This is a genomic window from Pseudomonas sp. W3I7, assembly GCF_030816095.1.
In the GTDB taxonomy this organism is placed as follows: domain Bacteria; phylum Pseudomonadota; class Gammaproteobacteria; order Pseudomonadales; family Pseudomonadaceae; genus Aquipseudomonas; species Aquipseudomonas salomonii.
Genome location: NZ_JAUSXP010000001.1, coordinates 1,925,020 through 1,944,644, shown reverse-complemented (window position 1 = coordinate 1,944,644; position 19,625 = coordinate 1,925,020). Strand labels below are relative to the sequence as shown.

The window sequence follows — 19,625 nt, the reverse complement described above, 5'->3', positions numbered from 1 at the left end:
TTGCTCCGGCCCTTACATCCTTATTGCCAAGGGTTGCAACAACACCTGAGGTTCAAGCGCGTTCCTCTAGCCGATCGCGCAAGAACCGATGGCTGTTGGAAAACAACCGACGGTAGGTAAGCAGCACCGCACCTACCGTGCCCAAGGCCGAGGAGGCGGCGATCAGAAACATGATCACGATCTGGTAACGCACCGCGTCCACCGGGCTCTCGCCGGCCAGCACCTGGCCGGTCATCATGCCGGGCAGGCTGACAATGCCGACCACGGTCATCTGGTTCAGCGTCGGGATCATCCCGGCGCGCACGGCCTGGCGGATCGCCTCCTGGGCGGCTTCCCAGCGTGAACCGCCGAGCGCCAGGATCATCTCGATGGCAGTGCGCCCCGAGGTCAGTTCCTGGGTCATGCGCTCAATGCCCAAGGACACACCGGTGAGGGTATTGCCGAGGATCATGCCGAGGATCGGAATCGCATACTGCGGCTCGTACCACGGATGGATACGGATCACCGCAAACAACCCCACCGCCGTGACCAGCCACGAACTGCCCCACACCGACAGAATGCTGTCGACCCGTTGCCCACGGTAAGTGCGGCGCCCGCGCCCCGCTGCGGAGAGCCCGGCGATCAGGGTCATCGCACACATCAGCGGCAGCACCACATACCAGTAGGCGAACTCGAACACCCAGCCCAACAGATAACCGATGGCCAGCAACTGCACCACGGTACGCACGGCCGCCCACAGCAATTGTCGGCCCAGGCCCAGACGCAGCAACAGCGAGAGCGCACCGTTGATGAGGATCAGCGAGGCGGCGATGCCCATGTCGAGCGCGGTGAGGTTTTGATAATTCATGGCTGGGCCGCTCCGCTCAAAACGCCGGCGCTCATGTGCAAGTGGATATCGCTCATGCGCCGGGCCTGGTCGAGGTCGTGGGACACCCAGATATAGGCGCGGGCGTTGTCGGCGGCATACCAGGCGCCGATCAGTGCCTCGACATCGCGCGAGGACGTGGGGTCGAGGGCGGCCGTCGGTTCATCCAGCAACAGCACTTCGGTGTTCAGTTGCAAGGTGCGGATCAATGACACCACCTGGGACTCGCCGCCGGACAGGTCGCCAGCGTTTTTGCCCAGGAAGTCCGGGCTTTTACCGGCATGCTCCAGCAGCTTGGTCACCGCTTGCAGGTCGAAGCGGCGCGTGCGCAGGGTCTTGAGACTGAATGGGAAGCGCAGGTTGTCTTCCACCGTGCCCTCCAGCAGTGCCGGGCGTTGCGACAGATAGCTGATGTGGCTGCGATAGTGGGGAATCTGCGCATTCGCAATCGGCTGATTGTTCCACAGAATCTGCCCCGACGTGGGCGCATCCAGCAACGCCAGCGCGCGCAGGAACACGCTTTTACCGGAGCCGGAGGCGCCGGTGATGGACACGCGGTCGGCGCGCTTCAGGCTGAAATCCGTGGGTTGCAGCAACGCCACTTGGCGCCGCTCGTCCCTGCGCGTGAGGGCGCGGGTTTCAATCAATACGGTGTCTGTCATCAACTCGGTACTCGGCTTTACGGCTTGCAATCCACAACTCCACTGCCTATATTTCGTGCCTGGCGCACTCCACGCCACCTTCCGCGGAAAGGGCTGCGCCCAGGATCCTGACTGAATATCACATTTCTACGACTCCCAACCTGAAAGCGGAAAAGGTTTGTGCAAGGAGATCGTATGTCGCCACGCCTCTCATCCTCGACTACCGACGGCCGCCTCAACCTTGAGCAGCAGCGCAAGCGCGCCAAGGAACTGTTGTCGCAGCTGAAAACCCTCGACCCGCTCGCCACCTTGTCCCAGGCTCAATGGCAGGTCGCCAAACAGCTGGGCTTCAGCAGTTGGCCCAAGCTCAAGGCGCATGTCGACGCCATCGACTTCGCCGCCCGCCACCCTGACTTTGCGGCCAGCGATGAAGCCCGCACCACCCACTGGCGCTGCGGCAGTGACATTGCCCACAGCCTGCAACTGGCCGGGTTCAAGGGGCAGTTCCGCATGCTCACCGATCCGTTGTGCATGGGCCCGGTGCGCGATGTGCCCAGTGAAGATTTCCGCGCGATGCGCAGTGCCTTTATCAGCCAGGCCTTTGCGCTGGACGCTGCTGAAGTCGCGCACCGCGTCAACACCGAGTACGACCACCTGCACGCCCTGGCGAGCGCCGATCACAGCGTGTTGTGGTGCGAAGCGGATGCCTATGATCAGCTGTTTCTGGTCCGCGCGCTGGCCGGTCTTGAGCGCGCGCCGAAAAAGCTCGACCTGATTGAGGTTGACCGTATTCCGGGAGTCGAACGCTTTATCGGCATCGGCCAACTGGCGCCCGATGTCTTGGCGTGGTTGTGGCCGCAGCGTCGCTTGATCGACGACGCCGCGGTGCAACTGGCCCGACAGGCCTGGTCGGCTTACTGCGACAGCTCGCCGGTCAAACTGGCGCAATTGGCTCACGGCAACCACCCGGCCCTGCCCCTTCTCGCCCCGGCGCTATTGCGTCAGCTACAGGAATTGCCAGGCATTGAAGATGGCTTGTCACTGACTGAACGCTTGTCGCTGCGCTACATCGCCGAGGCCGGGCCGGTACCGTTCGGCCGGGTGTTCGCCGAATTGATGGCCAAGCGTGAGCCGCTGCCGTTCCTGGGCGACATGATGTTCCATGCACTGTTGCGGCCATTGATCGACGGCCCCGGCCCATTGCTGGTCGAAACCGCAACCGAGCGCGACTGGCCGCGCCGCGAGTTGGCGCTGACACCATTGGGGCATCGAGTGCTGGGCGGCGAGGCTTATTGGTTGGACCACGCCGGGCATGAGCGCTGGGTCGGCGGCGTATGCCTCAAGCCTGGCCAACCGCATTGGGCACTGGCCCACGACAACCTGCCGGTGTGGCGCACCTGAGGCCGGCTCAGCGCTTGGGCGATAACCCGACGGCGCACGCCATCACGGCCGGGTCGCCCTGATAAACGCTGCGCGCAGCCGTCGTGGGTGCAGCGACCCGACTGTCGACGGCGCGCAACATCGGTCGCTCAACCGTCGGCAGGCTATGCTGGGGGTCGACAATCTCCATGCAGCGGCGCAGGGAGTTGAAGTCCGGTGATTGCGACAGCGACAGGTGCAAGGTCTGGCTCACCGACACCGACACCACCGAGCTCTGCGCGCATTGCCCGTCGTAGATCAGCGTATGGCGAATCAATGGGTTGTCATGGCAGTACTTCAACAGGTTGACCTGCCGCGAACGCACCAGCGCCGTATTGATGATCAACAGGTCGAACGCCACGCAACCGGAGCGCGTCAACGCCTGCAATTCGTCGAACGAACTCAAGGGGGCGATGCGGTGGTAGCCCAGCTGGTTGAGCATTTTCTCCAGCTTGATCCGCTGCAGCAGGTCTGCATCGGCAATCAAAAGGCGTAAGGCTTTATTGGACATAGGGTAAACCTGACAGTTGGGCATCAGCGTCGATCATTCAACGTCGAACACGGTAACTGTCGGGGCTCGAACATGACTTTAAGGCGATTCTGAAACGGCCACTGTGCACTTTTAAGAATCGCCTCAAAGCCCTCGCACTCACCCGCCCCTACCATGCCTGCGTTCCCACACGTTGCCATGGAATTTTTGTGTTCATGTTTTTACTCAGAATGATGCTGCTGGCCGGCGGGCTGCTGGTGCTCGCGCCACCGCCGGCCAGCGCGGCGCTGAAGATCGAAGGCACACGCCTGATTTATTACGGCCAGGACAAGGCCGCCGGCATCAGCGTGGTCAACCCAGCCTCACAGCAAGTGGTGGTGCAAACCTGGATCACCGCTGAAGACGAATCGCCTGGCAACCCTGTGCCGTTTGTTGCCACCGAGCCGTTGGTGCAACTGGGCGCCGGCGAGCATCACAGGCTGCGCATCCTGTATGCCGGTGAAGGCTTGCCCGCCGATCGCGAATCGCTGTTCTGGCTCAATATCATGGAGATTCCGCTCAAATCCGCCGACCCCAACAGCGTGCAGTTTGCGATACGCCAACGGCTCAAGCTGTTCTATCGGCCACCCGCGCTCAAGGGTGGCTCGGCCGAGGCGCTGCAGCAGCTGGTGTGGAGCCGCGATGATCACAGCGTCATCGCCCACAACCCAAGCGCATTCCACCTGTCGTTGATCAATGTGCAAACAGACACCCAGCCGCTCAGCGACTACTTGCTGCTCAAACCCCATGAGAGCAAGCGCCTGAGTACAGCGACCGCCTTGCCTACCGGGTCCACCCTTCACTTCACCGACATCAACGATATCGGTTTACAGGCCCGCCATAGCGCGGTGCTCAAGTGATCAATCGCGGGAAACTTGCATTTATGTCTCTCACCAAACGTTTACTGCCCTTGCTGCTGTGCGGCTGCGCCGCCCTCCCCGCCACAAGCTATGCACTGTCGTGCGTGGAAGATGGCAGCGGCGCCTATGTCGATATCAACCCGCTTGGCACCTCACTGGCGGTTGCGGCTGATGCACCGGACGGCACGATCATCTGGGAGTCGGGCCCACGCTCCACGAATGTGTTGTGCAAGGACGACCGCAATCACGGCCGCGAAGAAGTGTATTTCTACGTCAACCCGGCCAACGTCAGCATCGGCCAAGGCATCCGCGTAGGCATCCGCTACAACAACGCGCCCATCACCCAAAGCACCGGCAAGGTCGGCACCGGTTTTTACTCGGACCGCGGTTGCACCTGGTCCAATTGCACAGGCTGGGACAAGGCACGCTTTACCCTGAACTTCAGTGTATTCATCGAAAAATACGGCAAGACACCGCCCAGCGGTCAAGCCAGCACCCTGGCTCAATATCGCGTATTCCAGCTCGACGGCGTACGCGGGCTCAACACCAACCCCAACAGCAACCTCAACTACATCGTCACCGGCATGAACGACATCCGCTTCGTGCCCTGCGCCCCCGAACTGACCATTACCCCCAGTGTGGTCAACTTCCCCACGCCATCACGCAAAGCGCAGGTCGGCGCCGTGGCCAGCACCGCGAACTTCAACCTCAGCCTGCGCAAAGCCTGTGATACGCCCTACACCGTCAATGCACGCTTCGCCACTACCCCGGGGGGCGGCAGTGTCATCAACGGCTTGCTGGTGCCGGCCAACAACAGCTCGGTGGGCATCTCATTGTCTCGCGCCGACAGCGATCAGCGCCTGCCCTTCAATGACTGGTTTACGTTGCAGACACTGATGGGCTCCGGCCAGGCACGCAATGATTTTCGCGCCGACCTGAGCTGGCGCACCCTGCCGATTCCGGGGGCCTTCGACGCCGCAGTGGTGGTGGACATGTTTTACAAGTAGCCGACGACTTTAAGGATCGTCTTATGCCGTTGGCATCGATATGCCACTACTCTGCGCCGATGCGATTGAAAAGTTACCTGCTCCAGATCAACCCCGTCCTCTCCCGACCCGAAGCAGCCAGAAGGCTGCTTCGTATTTTTGCGAGCGTGCTACTGGTGGGCATCTTGAGCGGGGTCTATACCTTTCTGCTGTCGACCTTCAATAACGACATCTCCCAGCGCCGCGGCTACATGAGCAGCGCCATCGCCGAAGCCCACACCTTTTTCACCAACCGCGAGGCCCTGCTGCAAAGCCTGAGCCTGTCGGCGGTGCGCAAGCAGTCCCGGCTCTACCCCCTCCTCCGCGGAAGAACAACACCTGGAGCTGGGCAGCACACCCGGCAACCAGTGGAGCATCTGGCTGACCGCACGCATGCGCGACTACCTCAAGGCCAAGCAGCTCAACCTGCTGTATGTGAACGCCGGCCCCAGCCCACAGGTGGCGCGGCTGTATGACGCCACCCCACAGGTACTGCCGATATCCAAATGCATGCTCAACCGCCTCAAAGCCTTGCAGCACAACGACACAGCCACGCTCAACGAGTTGTGGCTGAGCGACAACACCGAAGGCCATTCGCACCTGTACCTCTTCAGCCGCCTCGACCCACACGATCCCGACTCCGGCTGGCTGGGCCTGGAGATGGAGAGCCGTGAAGTGTCCACCACCCTCAGCGACCAGAGTGCCGGTGAGTTCATGATGCTCAACTCCCAAGGCATGCTGGTGTTCACCAACAGCACCGACACCCAGCTCAAACAGCAACATTTGCGGCCCGGCGAAGAAAGCTTTTTCGGCTTTGTCGGCAACGGCTTGCTGCCCGACCACCTGGTGATCCGCAAACACTTGAAGTCCTCGGAATGGCAACTGATGTATTCCATCGACTTGCGCGCGGTGGTCACCGGCCTGTGGAAACAGCTGCTCGGCTCATTGTTGTTCTGCCTGTTCAGCCTCACGCTGATCTGGCTGGTGATGCGCCGCGTCGACCAGCGTTTCATTATTCCGTCGATTCATCGCATCCAGGCGTTGATCGAAAGCGAAGCCTTTGGCCGCGACGTGATCCAGATCGCGCCCGTGGCCCTTTGCGTGCTGCGCCGCACCGACGGCCAGGTGGTGCTGGAAAACACCCTGGCCCAGCAATGGCTCGGCAACGGCCCCGAGCGCGAGGCGCTGCGGGCGGGCTGGATCGAGCAAGCATTCGCCCAAGGCCCGTGCGAACGTAGTGATTACTTTGAAACCATTGATGGTCGCCACCTGTACCTGAGCAGTGCGCCCACCCGCTATAAGGGCGAAGACGTGCTGTTTTGCGCGTTCAGCGATATCAGTGCGCGCAAACAGGTCGAAGCGGCGCTGGAAGAAGCACGCCAGTCGGCGGACGCCGCCAACGCCGCCAAAACCCTGTTCCTGGCGACCATGAGCCATGAAATCCGCACGCCGCTGTATGGCGTGCTCGGCACCCTCGAACTGCTGGCGCGCACACAGCTGGATGCGCAGCAAAGGGACTACCTGCACGCCATCGAAGGCTCGTCGTCGACCTTGTTGCAGCTGATCTGCGACGTGCTCGATGTGTCGAAGATCGAAGCCGGGCAGCTGGCGTTGGAAATGAGCGAGTTTTCACCGCTGGATCTGGTTCATGAAATCATTCAGGGCTATGCCGCAGCCGCCCAAGGCAAAGGCTTGCAGCTGTATGCCTGCTTCGACCCGAAGCTGCCCGAACGGCTGATCGGCGACGTGACGCGCATTCGCCAGATTCTGAATAACCTGCTCAATAATGCGGTGAAGTTCACCGACTACGGGCGCGTGGTATTGCGGGTCAAGGTGCTGGGCCGTGACGGTGAACGCTCCAGCCTGTTGTGGCAGGTCTCGGACACTGGCAAAGGCATCGCCCAAGAAGACCAGGCGATGATTTTCGAGCCGTTCTACCAGAGTGAAGGCAACACTAATGTGGTCGCCGGCACCGGCCTGGGCCTGCCGATCTGTCAGCGCCTGACCGAATTGATGAACGGCAACATCCGCATGGTCAGCGAACTGGGCCTGGGCAGCAGTTTCAGCCTGATCCTGCCGCTGGAAGAAGCGCCGACCACGCCGATGACCACGCTGTTGCCCGAGACCATCTACGTGACGTCGCCGATCCCGGAACTGGCCAACTCGGTCAGCGGCTGGCTGCGCCGCTGGGGCGCCAGGGCCCAGGCCGGCCTGCCGACATTGCCGGACACCCATCTGCTGCTGCAAGTGCACCCCGGCAGTGTCGACCCGCTGCTGGCGCCCGAATGGCCGGGGCCGGTGATTCACGTGAGCAGCAATGCCTGCACCACCGTGGAAGCCGAAGGCGGTGCCTGGCACGTCAATCTCAACCACCTGGGTGCGATTCATCAGGCCGTGAGCCAGGCGCAAGGGCTGTGGGTGGCCCGCGCCGATGAGCAAACGCGCCAGCGTGACCTGAACAAACTCAACCTGCACCTGCTGGTGGCCGAAGACAACATCATCAACCAGCTGATTTTGCGTGACCAACTCGAAGAACTCGGCTGCACCGTGGAGCTGGCGGCCGATGGTCAGGAAGCGTTGCAGCTGTACACCGCCGGTAACTTCGACGTGGTGTTAACGGACGTGAACATGCCCCACATCAACGGCTATGAACTGGCGCGCGAACTGCGCCGCCAAGGCTGCCCGTTGCCGATTATCGGGGCCACCGCCAACGCCATGCGCGGCGAGGCCGACCTGTGCCTGGCCGCCGGCATGAACCATTGCCTGGTCAAACCCTTTGCGTTGCGGGCTCTATTCAACTCCCTGGCGCCTTATGCACGGATCACCCATGAAGCCCCTTAGTATTTTGATTGTTGAGGACCATCCCCTGCAGCACATCTACCTGCAGCACTTGCTCAGTGAGTTGGGGGATTTCAGGCTGGAAACTGCCGAGGACGGCAAGCAAGCGCTGGAGCGTTTGCGCCAGCGCGATTTCGACCTGGTCCTGACCGACCTGCTGATGCCCGGCATGGACGGCGTGCAATTTATCCAGTGCCTGGCCAACCTGCGCTGCAAGCCGGCCCTGGCGATCATGAGCGCCGCCTCGCGGCGCATGCTGATGGCCGCCAGCCTGGTGGCGAAAAACCTCGATGTGCAAGTGATCGGGCTGATCTCCAAACCGGTCAACGCCGACGCGTTACGCAACCTGGTCGATCAGCTCAGGAACACCGTGCGCAAGCCCTCCCCCGAACTGCCCGAACACATGGACATCGACCGCCAGACGCTGGTGCAGGCCATGAGCAGTGGCCAGTTGCAAGCCTGGTTCCAACCGAAAAAATCCCTCGCCAACGGGCGTATCGTCGCCGCCGAAGCCCTGGTGCGCTGGTTGCACCCCGAGCAAGGCGTGATGCTGCCGGCCGCGTTCCTGCCGGCGATCAAGGCCTTCGAGCTGGAAGAACGGCTGTTGTGGCTGGTGCTCAAACAGGCGATTCACGCCCAGGAGCAGTGGCGCCAGCGCGGCTATGAAATCCCGGTGGCGATCAACTTGCCCACCCACCTGCTCAACAGCCATGACCTGGCGGACCGCTTGCTGGAGTTCGTGCTGCACCACGACGGCATCCCGGGGATGATCTGCTTCGAGCTGATGGAATGCTCGGTGCCCCAAGACATCAGCAACTTCTACGCCGGCGCCTGCCGCTTGCGCATCAAAGGCTTCGGCTTGTCCCAAGATGATTTTGGCAAGGGCTACAGCTCGTACCTCAACCTGGTCTCCACACCGTTTACCGAACTGAAGATCGACCAGGCGCTGGTGCAGGGCAGCCACGACAACGAAGGCATCGCCCAGGCGTTGGCGAGCATCATCGCACTGGGCCGCAAGCTCGGCCTCACGGTGGTCGCCGAAGGCGTGGAAACGCCTCAACAATTGGCGTTACTGCGCAAAATCGACTGCAATCAGGTGCAAGGCTTCCTGATTTCCCACGCGGTCTCTTCGGACCAATTTCAGCAGCTACTGAACAATGATGGCCCCGCGACATCTCACTAGCTGGAGGCCCCGGATTATTTGCTCTTTTATGAAGCGCAAGCTGCATCCAGTGCCGATTTGTCCTGCGCCTGCGGAAACCCCTGATGAAGCACAACAACGCGATACTCGAAGCCTTTACCCGCAGTTCCGTACGCCTGAACAAGGGCCTGATGGTGCTGATTGGAATCGCGTTGCTGCTGCTCCTCACCAACTACTGGTCACTGCAACGCGGGATCGAAACCCGTTATGGCGCCACGCGCTTTCATTTTGCGCGGCTGATGGAAAACCTCAGCGAGCAGCAAACCTATCTCAAGAGCCTGACACACCCAGGCATCCAGGCCGAATTGCTGCGGGCCACCCACGTGCAGGTCAGCCTCAAGAGCCGCATGGTCGAGAAACGCCGCACGTTATACGAAGGTCAGAAGTACTCGTTTTCGGTACCGTTTGACGTCAAGTTCGATGAGCAGCAGGTCGGCGTTGCTGCCCGGCCACCGATTTTTGCCCTGGGCGCACACCTGACCAGTTACTACAGCGCCTTTTGGTCCTCGTCACCGTACGAGGCACCGCAAACGTATCTGTTCAATCGTCAGACGAACTACACCATCACCATTCCCTCCGTGGGCTATCAGCGTCGCGAAAACACTGAAGAGACCGGCAACCAGGTGGCGCTGGTCAACGCTGTGCAGCAAACCCTCGCACAGACGCCGCAGCCGCTGGAGCAGGATTGGGTGTACTGGAAAGCAGGGCCGGAGCCCGAACATTTGCTGGCCTACATGGGCCTCGCACTCGACGGCCAGGGCCCGTCGGTGATCGGCACCTTGCTCGACCTGTCGCAGGTGGACGATGTGCAGCGCGCGCTGGATCACTCGGCCTTCGATCGCTTTACCTTGTTTGCGCCCGACGGCACCCGTTTGGTCGGGCCAGCCACCGAGGCGTCGCTCAGCGATGGCGTGCACTTCACGGCCAATGGCTTTGAATTCAAGATTACCCAGGCCGGCGACCAGCCCTGGAGCGCGGTCTATGGCCTGAACTACTCGCACTTCTTCCACTCGGCTTTGTGGCCGCTGAGCACTCTGGCGCTGCTGCTGGTCAGCCTGGTCACCCTGGGCTGGGCCGGCAGCCGCTGGTATCGGCGCCAAGTGATCACCCCGGCGCGCCTGGCCCACGAGCGCATCGCCGAAAGCGTGGCGTTCAGCCGCGTGATCATCGACACCGCGCCCACCGGCTTGTGCGTGGTGCGCCGCAGCGACGGCAAGGTACTGATCGAAAACCAGCGCGCCCAGCAATGGCCGGGCACCGCACGCCTGGTGGCGGCCATGGCCGGTCAACATGACAGCGCCGAGAGCGGCGAAAGCCACTTGGAGATCGAAGGCCGGCACCTGCAAATCGGTTTTGTGTCGACCCGCTATCAGGCCGAAAACGTGCGCCTGTATGCCTTCAACGATATTACCCGGCACATCGAAGACGCCCAGGCGCTGGAAGAGGCACGTCACGCCGCCGATACCGCCAACGAGGCCAAGACGTTGTTCCTGGCGACCATGAGCCACGAGATCCGCACGCCGCTGTATGGCGTGCTCGGCACCCTGGAGCTGCTTGGCCTGACCGACCTGGACGCGCCTCAGAAAACCTACCTGCACACCATCCAGCGCTCGTCCGCCACGCTGTTCCAGCTGATCAGTGATGTGCTGGATGTGTCGAAGATCGAGTCCGGGCAAATGGCGATAGAAGCCGTGGACTTCTGCCCGCTGGACATGCTCGAAGACACCCTGCACACCTACGCCGCTTTCGCCCAGCGCAAGGGTTTGCAGCTCTACAGCTGCATCGATCCGCGCTTACCGGACTGCCTGATGGGCGACCCGATGCGCATTCGCCAGATCCTCAATAACCTGGTGAGCAACGCGATCAAGTTCACCGACATCGGGCGCGTGGTAATCCGTGCCCGGGTCATGGCGCTGGACGCCGAGCATGTCGACCTGGAATGGCAAGTCACCGACTCCGGCGTCGGCATTCCCGAAGCGCAGCAGGCCAAGCTGTTCGACCTGTTCTACCAGGCGCCGGACACCGCCAGCGAAGGCGGCGCCGGGCTGGGGTTGCCGATTTGCCGCTGGCTGGCGCAGATGATGGACGGCGAAATCCGCGTGGTCAGCGAGCCGGGGCTGGGCAGCAGCTTTACCCTGAAAATGCGCCTGCCGCTGTGCTGCGGCGCACTGACCAACGTGCCGCTGATCGAGCCCAGCCCGACGCCGGTGTATGTGCAGGCGCCGGTGCGCGAACTGGCGCAGTCGATGAGTGACTGGCTCAATCGCCTGGGCATCGAGGCGGCGCTGGCAGCTTCCACTCAGGAACCGGACAGCCGCCACGCGGTACTGGTGGACCTGCTGCCCAACGAGCCCGCCAAGCCATGGGCCGGCCAACGCGTGCTGTGCCTGCCGGGCGCGCACAGCCCGCCGCTGCACACGGCGCAAGGCTGGGTGGTCGACCTGCACGATGTGCGCAGCATCGCCAGCACCGTGTCCCTGGCGCAGCACGGCAAGCATGAGCAACCCGCAGCGGCCCGGCCACAAAGCGCCGGGCAGCTGGGGTTGCGCATCCTGGTGGCCGAGGACAACCCGGTCAACCAGGCGATTATCAAGGAACAGCTCGAAGCCCTTGGCTGTTCGGTGAGCCTGGCCGCCAACGGCGAGCAGGCGCTGCAACTGTGGCAACCACAGGCCTTTGACCTGGTGCTGACCGACGTGAATATGCCGTTGATGAATGGCTATGAACTGGCCAGGACGCTGCGCGAGCATGACCCGCACCTGCCGATTATCGGCGTGACCGCCAATGCCATGCGCGAGGAAGGCGTGCGCTGCCTGGCGGTGGGCATGAATGCCTGGATCGTCAAGCCGTTAAGCCTGCAAACCCTGCGTGGCCAGCTGATCAAGCTGTGTAAGGTCAAGCCGGCGCCGGAGCCTGCCACGGCGGCCTGCGACGACAGCGTGCAGCTGTCGGACAAGATGCGCCCGTTGTTCATCAGCAGCGTGCAGCAGGACTTGCAGCGTATCGATGCCGCGCTGCTGCAACGTGATGCCCACGGCCTGGGCCAATTGCTGCATTCGGTCGCCGGCGCCCTGGGCGCAGTCCAGGCGCTCAGCCTGGCCCAGGCATGCATCGAACTGGAAAGCGCACTTAACCGCGGCAGCCTCGACACAACGCTTGAGCTCAAGGTGAAGGCTGTGATGCAGCGTCTGTCGGCCGTTCTGGAGACTCTCCAGCCCGGGCACTCTTCACTCACTTGAACTGGCACTACGGACGGCCCTCTATGAAAAAATTCAACGTGGTAATCGCGGACGATCACCCGATCGTATTGCTGGGTGTTCGCGAGTTGGTGGAGCGCGACACACGCTTCCAGGTGGTCGGCGAGGCCGTGTGTTCGGCCGGCCTGATCGCGCTGTTGCAGCACCAGGGTGCCGACATCGTGATCACCGACTACAACATGCCGGGCGACTCGCCCTACGGCGATGGCCTCAAACTGGTGGAGTACCTGAAGCGGCATTTTCCGCAGGTGCAGATCCTGATCCTGACGATGATTTCCAATCACCTGATCCTCACCCGTCTGCAAGAGCTGGGTGTGGTCGGCATCATCCAGAAAAGCCAGTTGCACACCGAGATTCAACTGGCGCTCAAGGCGATCGCCCAGCAGAGCGCCTATCGCAGCCTGGAACCGCCAAAAACCTCGGTGGTCGAGACCCTTACGGCTATTGACGAGCGCTTTACCAGTTTGTCGCCCAAAGAGTTCGAGATCCTGCGTTTATTTATTTCCGGCATGAGCGTCAGTGATATAGCTCGCCGTCAGAACCGCAGTTCAAAGACCATCAGCGCGCAAAAAATATCGGCCATGCGCAAACTTGAAGTGAGCAGCGATCAGGACCTGCTCGCTTATTGCCTGGCGCGTAATATCTTCAACTAACCCACCACTAGCAAGCCATTTAAAACAATGGCTTCGCCCTTTATTTTCAGGGCCTTCACGCGCCTTCCCGCCGCTCTAAACCGACTGTTTCCTGGCTTATAAGAATCGTCTTATTCGCTCGCTCGCCCTCGCCGCTTATTCTCCTCTCGCAGTTCAACAACAGCACTTTCCAACTAACACTAACGGACATCATCATGAAGAAGTTTTCCCTGGCTGTTATCGCCTCGGCCATTATCGCCGCTTCCGGCAGTGCGTTTGCCGTCGACCCGGCACCGACGCCGACCCTGGGCGGCAGCGGTAAAATCACCTTCACCGGCGTGATCAACAACGACGCCTGCTCCGTCGACGGCGCCAACTCCGACCGCACCATTTCGGTGGACATGGGCAACGTGTCGATCAAGGACATGGGCACCGCCGAAAACCCAACCGCAGGCCGTGTCACCGCCAAAGACTTCAACCTGAACGTCAACTGCAACCAGGGCACCAAAGTCGCGATGATCTTTGACGCCAACAACGGCGGTTCGGGCCTGGTCACCGGCAAAAAAGTCCTGGCCCTGAACCCGGGTTCGGCCACTGCACAAAACGTCGGTATCGCCCTGCTCGACAGCAAAGGCAGCCTGATCGACCTCAGCTCGTCCAGCACCGCGCGCATCGAAAGCACCATGCACGGCGCCGGCACCGCTGGCGGCGACGCCACCCTGAGCTTCGCGGCCGCCTACGTCACCACCGCAGCCGCCGGTTCGTCCACCGCCGGTCGCGGTGATGCCACCCTGCCGTTCATCCTGCAATACGAATAACTCGGCGCCCCAGGCACCGAACGCGCGAGGCCCTGCGGCCTCGCCATTGTCTTTTGATTACACCGGATAACCCTCATGCCGCCTCGTTCTATCGCCGCATGCTTGGGGCTGCTGGGCTTGCTTATGGCTGCCCAGGCCGCCGCCAGCATTTCATTGAATGCCACCCGCATCGTGTTTGATGGCGACCACAAGGAAGCCAATATCACCGTGCGCAACGGCAACCAGGATGTGCTGATTCAATCCTGGGTCGACATGAACGACGCCAGCGCCAGCCGCGCGCCGTTTGCCGTCACACCGCCCTTGGCGCGGGTATTTGCCAAGGAACAGCAATTGCTGCGCATTCTGTACGAAGGCAAAGGCATGCCCACGGACCGCGAGTCGGTGGTGTGGCTTAACGTGCAGGAAATCCCCAAGGCCAGCGCCGCCGAGAACACTTTGCAGTTGGCTATCCGCCAGCGCATCAAGATTTTTTACCGCCCTGCCGGCCTCACCGGCAGCGCGCTGCAAGCCCCTGCACAACTTGAGTGGACACTGGCCAAGCACGGCGGCCAGACCCTGTTGCAGGTGAAAAACCCGACGCTGTACCACGTGTCCATGGCCGACATAAAAGTGCAGTCGGTGCTTGCCAGCGATTCCACCATGATCGCGCCTGGCGAGCAAAAACAGTTCCCGCTGAGCGCGGCAATTACCAACGGCCCGGTGCAACTGTCGTTTTCCAGCATCAATGACTATGGCGCGCAAAACCACTACAGCGCGCCCCTGTCGAGCGGCGCTGGGGTACCTGCGCACGCGACTGAATCGCGCCTGAAACCCTAAGCACTTTCGCCTACTTACAGGCTCACTTCGCGTGCGTGTTTGCGTGCCCGGCTGTCCGTCAATCAGGGATGTCATAGGTCCTCGCATGTCTTTTCTTTCCAGCAACAGGCCCGCACGTGGCGTACTGAAGTTGAAGACGCTGTCGCTCGCGATGGCTGCCAGCCTGCCGACCTGGGCCGTGGCCGATGACGCAGCGCAAGGCTTCAACACCACGTTCCTGCAGGGCTCGCAGTCGCCCGTCGATTTGCAGCAACTGCTCTCGGCCAACAGCGTGCTGCCGGGCAATTACCGGGTCGACCTGTACAGCAACGAAGTGCTGGTGGGCCGACGTGATATCGACTTCAAGCGCAACCCAAAAAACGGCCGGATCGAAGCCTGCCTGACCCTCGACCTGCTCAAGCAACTGGGCGTCGACATGAGCCGTTTGCAGGCCGAAGGCAAACTCGACCCACAACAACCGCAAGAATGTTATGCCCTCGCGGACATGATCGAAGACGCCAGCGTGCGTTACGACAGCAGCCGCCTGCGCCTGTTGGCGAGCATTCCGCAAGTGGCCATGCAGCGCGGCCTGCGCGGGTATGTCGACCCGCAGTTGTGGGACGACGGCGTGCCGGCAGCGTTCATCAACTACCAGCTCAACAGCAGCCGCACCGCCGGCGACTATAAAACCCGCATCGCCAATAACCTCGGGCTGCGCAACGGCATCAACTTGGGCGCCTGGCGCCTGCGCAACGAATCGAACATGAGCAGCGGCACCAACCGCTCGAACACCTTCACCAGTAACCGCACCTACGTGCAGCACGACATGACGGCGATCAAGGGCCAATTCAGCGCCGGTGAGATTTTCTCCGACACCGACCTGTTCGACAGTGTGCGCTATCGCGGCCTCAAACTGGCCTCCGACGACGGCATGCGCGCCGACAGCGAGCGCGGCTACGCGCCGGTGATTCGTGGCGTGGCGCAGACCAACGCGACCGTGGAGATCCGCCAGAACGACTACATCCTTTACACCGCCAACGTCGCGCCCGGCCCGTTCGAGATCAACGACATCTACCCCAGCGGCTCCAACGGCGATCTGCAAATCACCGTGATCGAAGCCGACGGCAGCCGGCGGGTGACGATGCAGGCATTCTCCAGTTTGCCGATCATGGTGCGTGAAGGTCAGGTCAAGTACAGCCTCTCGGCGGGCACGTTCAAAAGCAATGCCGACGGCCTGGGAAGCCCGCGTTTTCTCAGCGGCACGCTGGCGTATGGTTTGACCAGCAACCTCAGCGGCATCGTCGGTGTGCAAGCCAGCGAGGACTACAGTGCGCTGTCGATCGGCGCCGGCAGGAACACCGCGTTCGGCGCCTTCTCCCTGGACACCACGCACTCGTCCAGCAAGGCCCGCGGGCAAACCCACCAGGGCAGCAGCGTGCGGGCGTTGTACGCGAAGACCTTTGCCGGCACTGACACCAACTTCACCCTGGCCGCCTACCGTTATTCCACCGAGGGCTACCGCACCCTCACCGACCACGTGGAAGACAACAGTGAAGACGTGCGCGTGCGCACCGGCCACTCGAAAACCCGTACCGACCTGACCATCAACCAGAGCCTGGGGCGTAACAGCCAGTTCGGCAGCCTGTACGTCAATGCCAGTGACCAGCGCTACTGGAACCGTGGCGGCTCGCGCAGTTTGTCTGCCGGTTACACCGGCAACTGGGGCGACCTGAGCTACGACCTTGGCGTGACGCGCACCCAGCAAATCGTCACCTATGGCGAGCCCAGCAGCGACACCCAGGTGAACCTGTCCGTCTCCTTCCCACTCGGCAGCCAGGCCCGTGCGCCGCGAGCCTTTGTCACCACCAGCCATCAGCGTGGCGACACCACCACGCAAGCCGGTATCAACGGTTACGTCGCCGATACCAGCGACACCTTCTATTCGGTGCAGGCGGGCCATAGCGATGCGAGTGGCGACTCCGGCTCGGTGAATATCAACAGCCGCACCTCCATGGCGGATGTGAGCCTGGGCTACAGCCAGGGCCAGGGCTACAACTCGCAGAACCTTAACCTCGCAGGTTCGGTGGTTGCCCACGCAGGCGGCATCAACCTGGGGCAGACCGTCAGCGAAACCTTCGCGCTGGCCGAAGTGCCGGGTATCTCGGGGGCTAAAATCGGCAGCTACAGCGGCGTCGAGACCGGCTACAACGGCTATGCGGTGATCCCCACGGCGCAACCTTACCGCGTGAACTGGATCAGCCTGGACACCCGCGACCTGGGCGGCGATGTGGAAATCACCAACGCCACCCAGCAACTGGTGCCGCGCCGTGGCGCTATCGTGGTGGCGCGTTACAGCGGCACCACCGGGCGACGGGTGTTGTTCGAGTTGTTTGATGCGCAGCACAAGCCGTTGTCGTTCGGGGCTTCGCTGCAAGACTCGGCGGGTAAGCAACTGGCGATTGCGGACCCGAACGGGAATGCGCTGGCGTTGGTGGAGCAGGATCAGGGCACGCTGATCATCAAGTGGGGCGAGCAGCGTTGCAGTGCAAGCTATGCGTTGGCGCCGCAGAACAAGGCGCTGAACTATGAGCGGCAGGCGTTGGTGTGTGAGCCTTGAGGAGGTGCCGGCTTGTCTGCGTTTCTGTGGGAGCTGGCTTGTCGAATCGTCGCACCGCTGCGATGCAGACACCTCGGTGTGTCAGGTAAACCGAGTTGATGCCATCGCAGGCAAGCCAGCTCCCACAGTTGACCGAGTATGGCTCTGGCTTTGCTGTTGCTGTTGCTGTTGCTCTGGCCCTTACATCCTTTTCGCTGACGAAGTCAGCGGTCTTTTGATCTGCGCTTGTGATCTTGATCTTGATCTTGATCTGAAATCGCCCCGTCAAACACGATGGCCGGAATCTGACAGTGATTTGGGGGGTAAACCGGCAGGGATGCCGGTTTAGCCGCCCCGCGCCATGGATGGCGCGTGGCGGCGGCCCCCCAAATCACTGGCGGATTACGGGCATGCCGAGCCTAAGCGAGGCACCGAGTGTTGGGGCGAAGACTTTTTGGTTACTTTTGTCTGGGCCGGCATTCCGGTCTTTACAAAAGTGACCCGCCGTAAGGGCGGAACCCTAAGCCGCCGTTACCGCAGCAACGGATATGTCCACCAACAACCCACCCCCACATTCGGGATTGATGTATAGCCTGATTAGGCTAAGGTGCTGCCCACACGCTTCCACCGCCGAGACATCCCATGCGCCACCTGATTTTCGCCAGTGTCTGCCTGCTGACCACCGCCTTGACCGGCTGCCAGCAGACCCCGCCGGCCAACGACCAACTCGACGCCGTGCTCTGGACCCAGACCTCCATCGAACACGAGTTGATCTACCGCCAGCTGTTCGCCAACGCCACCCGCCAACTCGACGTGGCCCTGGCCGATCCGACCTGGGATGCCCTGCCCTTTCCACCCCGCAACCTGAACGGCTTGCCTCCAGCGGTGGTGGTGGATATCGACGAAACCCTGCTCGATAACGTGCCGCTGAACGCGCGCGACATCATCAATAATCAAGTCTATTCCTATGACCGCTGGAACACCTGGGTCGAACAGGCCAAGGCCCAGGCATTGCCGGGCGCAGTGGCTTTCCTGCACGCCGCCGAGCAAAAAGGCATCAAGGTTTACTACCTCACCAACCGCGAACACAGCCAGGTCGCGGCCACCGTCGCCAACCTGCGCCTGCGCGGTTTTCCGGTGGCCAGCGACACCCAGGTCCTGGCCGCCAGCACGCCTATCGGCCATTGCGAAAGCGCCGGCTACGGCAAGACGTGTCGCCGTCAGTGGGTCGCCAGCCATGCCCGCGTGTTGCTGATGGCCGGTGACTCGCTGGGTGATTTCGTGCAGGCCGAACCCAACACCCTCGCCGCCCAACGCAAAGCGGTGGAACCCTACGTGAGCTGGCTGGGCCAGCGCTGGTTTTTGCTGCCGAACCCGAGTTACGGCAACTGGTACAGCGCGCCGTATGGGGATGATGAAAAGCTGCCGTTTGCGCAGAAACGCAAGCTTAAGCAGCAGGCGTTGCAGCTGGAACAATGAAGGGTTGGCTGGGGTTCAGGCTTTGATGTTCTGCCGAATGTTCCAGCCAAACTTCACCGGCCCGCCGTCCTTGGCGCCGTCGGCTTTCTGCGGCTGGTAGCTGACGTCGACGCTGGCGAAATTGAGGGCGAAGCGGTCATGCACGACGTCGGTGGTGTTTTCAGCATTCGTGCTGTAGGACACCACCATGACTTCCTTCAGGGTAATCACCAGATACTCCACCGGGCTGGCACCGCCGGCCTTGCGTACCACCAACCTGGCCTCGGGGTAATGCTTGCCGCTGGCGCAGGCCATCATCAGGTTGGGGCTGGATTTATCCAGCGGTTTGGTCAGGTTCAGGTTGGCAATATTGACCTTGCCCGCACCGCCGCCCGTACCGCTGTGCATCGACCCCGACTGCGACATGCCCCATGCCCATTGGGTGATGTCGATCTCGTCACGATGGGCCTGGTCCCTTGATTCGCCCTTGATATCACCCAGCTTCAAAAACATATCGACTGCCATGTTTGCTCCCTGCCTTGGTATACGTCGGTAGTAACGTGGGGCGCACTTTTCCTCAGCCGCCGCGGTGCGCGCAAGACGCAGAAGACAGTTAGAGAAGCACCCGACGTGAAATGGCGAACCTTCCGACATTCAGCGCTACCTCCTCATCTTTACGCTCTCGACTCCC

The 19,625-nt window shown here is 61.7% G+C and carries 14 protein-coding genes and 1 pseudogene; 11 read left to right on the top strand and 4 right to left on the bottom strand.

Annotation, left to right across the window (positions count from 1 at the left end):
* Positions 1–52: 52 nt before the first annotated feature.
* Positions 53–847 (bottom strand): iron export ABC transporter permease subunit FetB, encoded by a 795-nt coding sequence (fetB, locus tag QF043_RS09200; RefSeq protein ID WP_307418247.1) that lies wholly within the window; start codon positions 845–847, stop codon positions 53–55.
* Complete coding sequence (locus QF043_RS09195; protein ID WP_307421344.1) at positions 844–1,527, bottom strand: ATP-binding cassette domain-containing protein; 684 nt, start codon at positions 1,525–1,527, stop codon at positions 844–846. Before QF043_RS09195 ends, fetB begins: the two co-directional genes overlap by 4 nt.
* A gap of 174 nt (positions 1,528–1,701) precedes the next feature.
* On the opposite strand from QF043_RS09195, the gene QF043_RS09190 reads away from it, so the two are divergent.
* On the top strand, positions 1,702–2,907 hold the full coding sequence (locus QF043_RS09190) for a DUF1835 domain-containing protein (RefSeq protein ID WP_307418246.1): 1,206 nt from the start codon (positions 1,702–1,704) through the stop codon (positions 2,905–2,907).
* 7 nt (positions 2,908–2,914) lie between these two features.
* On the opposite strand, the gene QF043_RS09185 is transcribed toward QF043_RS09190, so the two are convergent.
* Positions 2,915–3,436 carry a chemotaxis protein CheY gene (locus QF043_RS09185; RefSeq protein WP_307418245.1) on the bottom strand — a complete coding sequence of 174 codons (522 nt, stop codon included), beginning with the start codon at positions 3,434–3,436 and terminating at the stop codon, positions 2,915–2,917.
* A 194-nt stretch (positions 3,437–3,630) separates the two neighbouring features.
* Between QF043_RS09185 and QF043_RS09180 the strand changes: the two genes are divergently transcribed.
* The 10 genes and pseudogenes from QF043_RS09180 to QF043_RS09135 all read left to right on the top strand — a co-directional run bounded on the left by QF043_RS09180 (position 3,631) and on the right by QF043_RS09135 (position 18,955).
* A complete protein-coding gene (locus QF043_RS09180) occupies positions 3,631–4,314 on the top strand; it encodes a molecular chaperone (protein ID WP_307418244.1) in 684 nt (227 codons plus the stop codon).
* 23 nt (positions 4,315–4,337) lie between these two features.
* Positions 4,338–5,321, top strand: a complete 984-nt coding sequence (locus tag QF043_RS09175) for a fimbrial protein (RefSeq protein ID WP_307418243.1) — start codon at positions 4,338–4,340, stop codon at positions 5,319–5,321.
* A gap of 59 nt (positions 5,322–5,380) precedes the next feature.
* Positions 5,381–8,180 (top strand): annotated as a pseudogene (locus tag QF043_RS09170) (ATP-binding protein).
* Positions 8,167–9,360 (top strand): EAL domain-containing protein, encoded by a 1,194-nt coding sequence (locus QF043_RS09165; RefSeq protein ID WP_305454248.1) that lies wholly within the window; start codon positions 8,167–8,169, stop codon positions 9,358–9,360. Before QF043_RS09170 ends, QF043_RS09165 begins: the two are co-directional and overlap by 14 nt.
* Before the next feature lie 83 nt (positions 9,361–9,443).
* The gene (locus tag QF043_RS09160) at positions 9,444–12,617 is read left to right on the top strand and encodes a response regulator (RefSeq protein WP_307418242.1); all 3,174 of its coding nucleotides are present in this window, start codon (positions 9,444–9,446) and stop codon (positions 12,615–12,617) included.
* 23 nt (positions 12,618–12,640) lie between these two features.
* Positions 12,641–13,288 carry a response regulator gene (locus tag QF043_RS09155; protein ID WP_056861299.1) on the top strand — a complete coding sequence of 216 codons (648 nt, stop codon included), beginning with the start codon at positions 12,641–12,643 and terminating at the stop codon, positions 13,286–13,288.
* A 194-nt stretch (positions 13,289–13,482) separates the two neighbouring features.
* Positions 13,483–14,085, top strand: a complete 603-nt coding sequence (locus QF043_RS09150; RefSeq protein WP_138814730.1) for a fimbrial protein — start codon at positions 13,483–13,485, stop codon at positions 14,083–14,085.
* Positions 14,086–14,160: 75 nt separating this feature from the next.
* The gene (locus QF043_RS09145) at positions 14,161–14,901 is read left to right on the top strand and encodes a molecular chaperone (RefSeq protein ID WP_307418241.1); all 741 of its coding nucleotides are present in this window, start codon (positions 14,161–14,163) and stop codon (positions 14,899–14,901) included.
* An 85-nt stretch (positions 14,902–14,986) separates the two neighbouring features.
* Positions 14,987–17,497, top strand: a complete 2,511-nt coding sequence (locus tag QF043_RS09140) for a fimbria/pilus outer membrane usher protein (protein WP_307418240.1) — start codon at positions 14,987–14,989, stop codon at positions 17,495–17,497.
* A 621-nt stretch (positions 17,498–18,118) separates the two neighbouring features.
* Complete coding sequence (locus QF043_RS09135) at positions 18,119–18,955, top strand: 5'-nucleotidase, lipoprotein e(P4) family (protein WP_307418239.1); 837 nt, start codon at positions 18,119–18,121, stop codon at positions 18,953–18,955.
* A 15-nt stretch (positions 18,956–18,970) separates the two neighbouring features.
* On the opposite strand, the gene QF043_RS09130 is transcribed toward QF043_RS09135, so the two are convergent.
* On the bottom strand, positions 18,971–19,459 hold the full coding sequence (locus QF043_RS09130; protein WP_307418238.1) for a type VI secretion system tube protein Hcp: 489 nt from the start codon (positions 19,457–19,459) through the stop codon (positions 18,971–18,973).
* Between the last annotated feature and the right edge of the window lie 166 nt (positions 19,460–19,625).

Coding starts and splice junctions, on each gene's coding strand:
- fetB (WP_307418247.1), bottom strand. CDS start 847: ATGAATTATCAAAACCTCACCGCGCTCGACATGGGCATCGCCGCCTCG.
- QF043_RS09195 (WP_307421344.1), bottom strand. CDS start 1,527: ATGACAGACACCGTATTGATTGAAACCCGCGCCCTCACGCGCAGGGAC.
- QF043_RS09190 (WP_307418246.1), top strand. CDS start 1,702: ATGTCGCCACGCCTCTCATCCTCGACTACCGACGGCCGCCTCAACCTT.
- QF043_RS09185 (WP_307418245.1), bottom strand. CDS start 3,436: ATGTCCAATAAAGCCTTACGCCTTTTGATTGCCGATGCAGACCTGCTG.
- QF043_RS09180 (WP_307418244.1), top strand. CDS start 3,631: ATGTTTTTACTCAGAATGATGCTGCTGGCCGGCGGGCTGCTGGTGCTC.
- QF043_RS09175 (WP_307418243.1), top strand. CDS start 4,338: ATGTCTCTCACCAAACGTTTACTGCCCTTGCTGCTGTGCGGCTGCGCC.
- QF043_RS09165 (WP_305454248.1), top strand. CDS start 8,167: ATGAAGCCCCTTAGTATTTTGATTGTTGAGGACCATCCCCTGCAGCAC.
- QF043_RS09160 (WP_307418242.1), top strand. CDS start 9,444: ATGAAGCACAACAACGCGATACTCGAAGCCTTTACCCGCAGTTCCGTA.
- QF043_RS09155 (WP_056861299.1), top strand. CDS start 12,641: ATGAAAAAATTCAACGTGGTAATCGCGGACGATCACCCGATCGTATTG.
- QF043_RS09150 (WP_138814730.1), top strand. CDS start 13,483: ATGAAGAAGTTTTCCCTGGCTGTTATCGCCTCGGCCATTATCGCCGCT.
- QF043_RS09145 (WP_307418241.1), top strand. CDS start 14,161: ATGCCGCCTCGTTCTATCGCCGCATGCTTGGGGCTGCTGGGCTTGCTT.
- QF043_RS09140 (WP_307418240.1), top strand. CDS start 14,987: ATGTCTTTTCTTTCCAGCAACAGGCCCGCACGTGGCGTACTGAAGTTG.
- QF043_RS09135 (WP_307418239.1), top strand. CDS start 18,119: ATGCGCCACCTGATTTTCGCCAGTGTCTGCCTGCTGACCACCGCCTTG.
- QF043_RS09130 (WP_307418238.1), bottom strand. CDS start 19,459: ATGGCAGTCGATATGTTTTTGAAGCTGGGTGATATCAAGGGCGAATCA.